At 72.6% G+C, this 6,216-nt stretch carries 3 protein-coding genes; 2 read left to right on the top strand and 1 reads right to left on the bottom strand.

The genetic code is table 11. The features are described from left to right. Positions 1-417: 417 nt before the first annotated feature. The gene (locus AB0N03_RS43735; protein ID WP_364385756.1) at positions 418-5,295 is read left to right on the top strand and encodes an RHS repeat-associated core domain-containing protein; all 4,878 of its coding nucleotides are present in this window, start codon (positions 418-420) and stop codon (positions 5,293-5,295) included. Between the two features lie 14 nt (positions 5,296-5,309). Then, on the top strand, positions 5,310-5,588 hold the full coding sequence (locus AB0N03_RS43730) for a hypothetical protein (RefSeq protein WP_364385753.1): 279 nt from the start codon (positions 5,310-5,312) through the stop codon (positions 5,586-5,588). 10 nt (positions 5,589-5,598) lie between these two features. On the opposite strand, the gene AB0N03_RS43725 is transcribed toward AB0N03_RS43730, so the two are convergent. Then, positions 5,599-6,186 (bottom strand): TetR family transcriptional regulator, encoded by a 588-nt coding sequence (locus tag AB0N03_RS43725; RefSeq protein WP_364385750.1) that lies wholly within the window; start codon positions 6,184-6,186, stop codon positions 5,599-5,601. Positions 6,187-6,216 lie beyond the last annotated feature (30 nt).

Raw genomic sequence — 6,216 nt, 5'->3', positions numbered from 1 at the left:
GGTTTGGCCCCGCTCGCGGGTTCGAACGCGCAGTCGCCCCAGGAGACCTGCTGACCGAGATAGGAAGCCAGCGGGTCGGGCGCGGCAGTCGCGGGGGTGCCGGAGGCCAAGAGAGCGGTCGCGGCGGCGATCGGGATTATTCGGCTACTCAGCATCGAGAACCTCTCGTGAATGGCTGAAGAACCGAGCCTCCCACGCATTCGGGGGAGGTGGATCAGGAGAAAGTACTAGCCGTTGGGTTCCTTTGGGAAACCAATGAATCGGATGGGCCATTGTGCCGGTCTGGTTACTCCGGCTCCGGAAAATAGCTGACTTTCTTGCCCGAAACGATCGATTCCCGGGGTACGACCGGCAATGTCGTCCGGCCGACGGTGACGGGCGGTCACCGTACGCGGAGGGGCCGGTTAGCATGATAGGGTGACCAACCCCCTCGTTGCGCAGCCGCAGGACTCCACCAAGGCCTACTCGGGCATTTCGATCCTGGAGAGCGCGAACGACCTGAAGTCGGCCATCGAGAGCGGCGACTGGGCCTCGGTCGCGATGGGGGCGGTCGGGACCGCGCTGGATGCCCTGTCCATGGCGATGGACCCGTTCGGCGCGATCCTGGCGGCGGGGGTGGCGTGGCTGATGGAGCACGTCGGGCCGTTGAAGCAGGCGCTCGACGGCCTCACCGGCAACGCGGACGAAATCGCGGCCCAGTCGGAGACCTGGAAGAACGTAGCGGGCGAGCTGCAGGCCATCGGCACCGACCTGGGCGACATGGTGAAGTCGGACCTGCAGTCGTGGACCGGCCCGGCGGCGGACTCGTACCGGCAGCGGACGCAGGACGCGGTGACGCTGCTGGAGTCCGCTCAGAAGGGCTGCGAGGGCGCCTCGAGCGGGGTGAAGACCGCCGGTGAGGTCGTGGCCGCGGTGCGCGCCCTCGTCCGGGACATCATCGCGGAGCTGATCGGCCACCTGATCAGCTGGGCGCTGCAGGTCGTCTTCACCCTCGGGATCGGGTTGACGTGGGTGGTGCCGCAGGTGATCGGCGCGGTCGCGAAGACCGCGTCGAAGATCGCCGATCTGGTGAAGCGGCTGGTCACGGCAATGAAAGCGCTCATGCCGCTGCTGAAGCGGGCCGGGGACCTGTTCGGCGACGCGGCGAAGGCGATGAAGGGCCTCAAGGGCGGCGGAAAGGTGTCCGCCCCGCCGAAGATCAGCACTATCGACGGCACGCCGAAGGCGCCGAAACCCCACGGCGGGGACTCGACGACGCCGTCCGGTGAGCACTCGCCGCCGCCGAAGGGTGGCGACTCGACGACTCCGTCGGGTGATCACTCGCCGCCGCCGAAGGGTGGCGACTCCACGACTCCGTCGGGGGACCACAATCCGCCGAAAACGCCCGACAACCCCCCGGACGGCACGTCGCCACCGGCCAAGGGACCGTCGGATTCCACCTCGGCGTCGGGCGCGAAGGGCGACATCCGGGGCGGCAACGGCAACCCGCCGCACAACTCGACCCCCACCCGCGACCTGCCCGACTGCGGTGACCCCATCGACGTCGCGAGCGGGCGGATGTTCCTGCCGCAGACCGACGTCGAGCTGCGCGCCGCGCTCCCGCTGATCGTCTCGCGCACCCACCTCTCGGACTACCGCTGCGGCCGGTCCTTCGGCCCCACCTGGGCGTCCACTCTGGACCAGCGGCTCGAGGTCGACGCCGAGGGAGTCAGCTTCGCCGCCGAGGACGGCGCGCTGATGACCTACCCGCTGCCCGGCGCCACCGGGTCGGTGCTGCCCGAGTTCGGGCCCCGCTGGCCGCTGGCCCGCACCGCGGACGGCGGCTACACGATCACCATGCCCGAGCAGTCGCAGACGCTGCTCTTCGCGCCGTCGACCGGCGCGGAACTGCCGCTGACCTCCGTGCTGCGCGGCTCCGGCGCCCGCATCGACTTCGGTCGCGACGAAACCGGCGTCCTGACGACGATCAGCCACTCCGGCGGGTACCTGCTCGGCGTCGAGACCACCGGCGGCCTGGTCACCGGCCTGCACCTGACCGGCGCCGCCCGGCTGCCGGACGGCACCCCGGCCGACCTCCCGCTGGTCCGCTACCGCTACGACGACGCCCGCCGCCTCGTCGAGGTGGTCAACTCCTCCGGCCGTCCACTGCGCTTCGGCTACGACGCCGAGGGGCGGATCACGAGCTGGGAGGACCGCAACGGCGCCTCCTACCGCTACCACTACGACAGCGCCGGCCGCTGCGTCCGCACCGAAGGCGACGGCGGCTACCTCGACTACACCTTCGACTACGACACCGCCGCGCGCGTCACCCGGGCGACGAACTCGCTCGGCGCGGTCATCACCTACCACTTCACCGAGTGGGGGCAGGTCGGGCGCGAGATCGACCCGCTCGGCCACGAGGTCCGCTACGAGTGGGACCGGCACCACCGGCTGCTGGTCCGCACGGACGAGCTCGGCGGCGCCACCACCTACACCTACGACGAGGCCGGCGACCTGGTCGCCGTCGGCTACCCGGACGGCACCGGCGACTCGGCGCGCTACGACGAGAAGCACCGGCCGGTGCTCACCGTCGACGTCGACGGGGCGCGCACGACGCGGGAGTACGGCGAAGGCGGCGAGCTCGTCGCGGCGGTCGACCCGGCGGGCGCCCGCACGACCTACGGCTACGACGCGGCGGGCAACCTCGCCACGATCACCGACCCCCTCGGCGGGCGGACCACCGTCGTCTCCGACGCGCGGGGCCTGGCCGAGTCGGTCACCGGGCCCACCGGGGCGGTCCGCACGTTCGAGTACGACGCCTTCGGCCGGCTGGTCACGGAGACCGGCCCGGCCGGCGAGACCAGCCGCTACGCCTGGACCGTCGAGGGCCGCCCGTTGCGCGTGACCCGCCCCGGCGGCGGCACCGAGCACTGGTCCTACGACGGCGAGGGCAACCTGCGCGAGCACCGGGACGCCACCGGTGCGCGGACGCTGCACGAGGTCGGGGCGTTCGACCTGCCGGCCGCGCGGATCGCGCCGGACGGCAGCCGGATGGAGTTCACGCACGACACCGAGCTGAGGCTCGCCTCGGTCCGCAACGAGCAGGGGCGCCGCTGGGAGTACCGCCACGACGCGGCCGGGAACCTCGTCGAGGAGACGGACTTCGACGGGCGGGTGCTGCGCTACGGCTACGACGCGGCGGGGAACCTGACCAGCCGCACCAACGGCGCCGGCGAGACGCTCGAGTTCACCCGGGACGCGCTGGGCCGGGTGGTCGAGCAGCGCGCGGGCGACGACGTGACCCGCTGGACCTACGACGCGGCGGGCCGGCTGCTGCGCGCGGTCAACGCCGACGCCGACGTCACCTTCACCTACGACGCGCTCGGCCGCGTGCTGTCCGAGACCTGCAACGGCCGCACCGTGCGGTCGGAGTACGACGTGCTCGGCCGCCGGATCCGGCGCACCCTCCCGTCCGGGCTGACCGGCGAATGGGCCTACGACGGCACGGGTGCGCCGGTCGGGCTGCGGGTGGGCGGGCACACGATGAGCCTGCGCCGCGACCTGGCCGGCCGTGAGGTCCAGCGCGAATGGGGCATCGCGGACCTGCGCTCGCACTGGGACGCGGCGGGCCGGCTCGCCGCGCAGACCGTGGCGGCCGCCGGAGGTGCCCTCGTGCACCGGCGCGCCTACGACTACCGCGACGACGGCCTGCTCGTCGCGACGCACGACGCCACCGCCGGGACGCGGTCGTTCGAGCTCGACGCCGTGGGCCGGGTCAGCGCCGTTACCGGCGCCGCGCACGCCGAGCGCTACAGCTACGACAGCACCGGCAACGTGACCGGCGTCCAGGCGGGCGCCGTCCCCGACGCGCTCGCCGGGCCCCGGACGTACGCCGGAAACCGGATCACCGGCGCCGGCGCCGCCCGCTACGTCCACGACGGGCAGGGCAGGCTCGTCGAGCGCACCGCGCCCGGCGTCGACGGACGGCCGCAGGTCTGGCGCTTCACCTGGAACGCCGAGGACCGGCTCACCGGCGTCACGACGCCGGACGGGCAGCGCTGGCGCTACCGCTACGACCCGCTGGGCAGGCGGGTCGCGAAGCAGCGGCTCGCGGCCGACGGCAAGGTGGCCGAGCAGATCGACTTCACCTGGGACGGCCCGGCGCTGGCCGAGGAGCACCGGCTGACCGCGACCGGGCAACGGCGGCTGCTGAGCTGGGACGTCGAACCCGGCAGCGAACTCCCGCTGCTGCAGTGCGAGCGGCTGCTCGGGCCGGATGGCTTCCGGCAGGTGCTCGACCAGCGGTTCTACGCGATCATGACCGACGTCGTCGGCACCCCGACGGAGCTGGTCGGGCTCGACGGCGTGGTCGCCCGCCAGCAGCCGCAGACGATCTGGGGCCGGGCGCTGGACACCGCGCCGGCGGTGACGCCGCTGCGGTTCCCCGGGCAGTACTTCGACGCCGAAACCGGCCTGCACTACAACTACCACCGCTACTACGACCCGGGCACCGCGCGCTTCCTCAGCGCCGACCCGCTGGGCCTGGCGGGCGGGCCGAACCCCCAGGCCTACGTCGCCAACCCGCTGGCGTGGATCGACCCGTCCGGCCTGACCCCGTGCGCCGACGCCGCGGCCGCGTCCGGCAGCGGCGGCAACCGCGGTGGCGGGGGAAACCGGGGTGGTGGCGGGAACAACCGCGGCAACGGCCGCGGCGGCAACGGCGGCGGGACGGGCCGGCCGCCCCGCACCAGCAACCGGCCGCCTCCGCCGTACTACGACAACCCGTTGCCGACGACCCCGCACGCGACGGTGCCGCACACCCCGGACAACCCCAACGGGAGCCTTTACCACTACACCAACGAAGCCGGCATGAACGGCATCATGGGCAGCGGTCACGTGCGGCCCTCGGCGTGGACGCACGGCACGCCCGACAACCCGCTGGTCGGCTCGCACGCCCGCTACGGCTCGGGTGGCTACTTCACGAACATCGCGCCGGGTCAGCTGTCGCAGGAGGGGCTGTCCCAGGGCTTGGTGCTCAACCCGGGTTCCGGTGCCAGCTTCACCCACCACATCGAGGTCAGCCCGTCCGCGCTGGAGAGCCACGGCTACACGATTTCGCAGTCCGATGACCGGCCGGACGTCTACGTGGTGCACCACGACGACCAGCCGACGAACCACCCGAACCCGCGGCCGGTCGAGATCGGCGACTCCCACGTCAGCCACGGCCCGAACCCCCAGGGCCCGCACCTCGGCAGCAGCATGGGGCAGGAAGACTGGGGTGACGCGGCCCGCCCGCGGCCCCCGCGGCAGCGCTGAACCGGAGAACGAACATGGACTACCTGCACGTGCACTGGCAGCACGACGCGGCCGACGCCCCGGTGGACATCTACAGCGAGCTCGACGACGACCGCTGGGAAGTCCGCAAGGTCGAGGTCTACGCCGACGGCACCCGCCACTACGCCGACGACTGGCGCTCGACCGGCCGCACCGGGCTCAGCGAGGTGCCGCTCCCGTCGTTCGAGGAGCTCGCCGCCCAGCGCGTGCTGACCCCGGCCGCGCTCGACGGCGCGGAGTTCGAACGGATGTGGAAGCTCGCGACGGAGGGCTGAAGCCGGGCGTTCAGCCCGTCATCACCGCCCGGCGGACGGTCTCCCGCAGCAGGGTGCGCCGTCCGTCGTGCTGTTCCGGCGGCTCGTCCGCGGTCGCCGCGTAGACGTTGCTGACCGGTGACCACGCCATCGACATCGCGATGACCACGGCCATGACGTCGAACGGGTCGCCCGGCCGCACGAGCCCGGCGGCCTGCGCGTCGGCGATCGCCCGGAGCTTCCGGTCGTCGAGCCGGTCGGCGTCGGCGACGAGGTGGCCGGCCGGGCGCCGCTCCAGGCGGGCCCACGTGGCCAGGCGGATCAGGTCGGGGCGGCGCAGGTACTCGTCGTAGAGGCGCACGGCCCAGTCCGCGAGGTCGGTGGCGTCGATCGGGACGACGTTCACGATCCGCTCCAGCGAAGCGAAGAAGATCGCGTCGAACAGCCCGTCTTTGTTGCCGAAGTACGCGTAGAGCTGCGCCTTGTTGGTGCGTGCCGAGCTCACGATCCGCTCGATGCGGGCGCCGGCGATCCCGTGCTCCGCGAACTCCCGGGTCGCCGCCTCGAGGATGCGGTCGCGGGTCGCGGTGCCGCGGGCTGTCAGAGGCTGATCGACCATGCGGCGAGACTACCAACAGAACAGTCGGTT

Origin of the sequence: Amycolatopsis sp. NPDC051061 (assembly GCF_040682935.1) — a bacterium.
Classification (GTDB): Bacteria; Actinomycetota; Actinomycetes; order Mycobacteriales; family Pseudonocardiaceae; genus Amycolatopsis.
The sequence above is the reverse complement of the archived record's forward strand: the minus strand, read 5'-3'. Positions and strand labels throughout refer to the sequence as shown.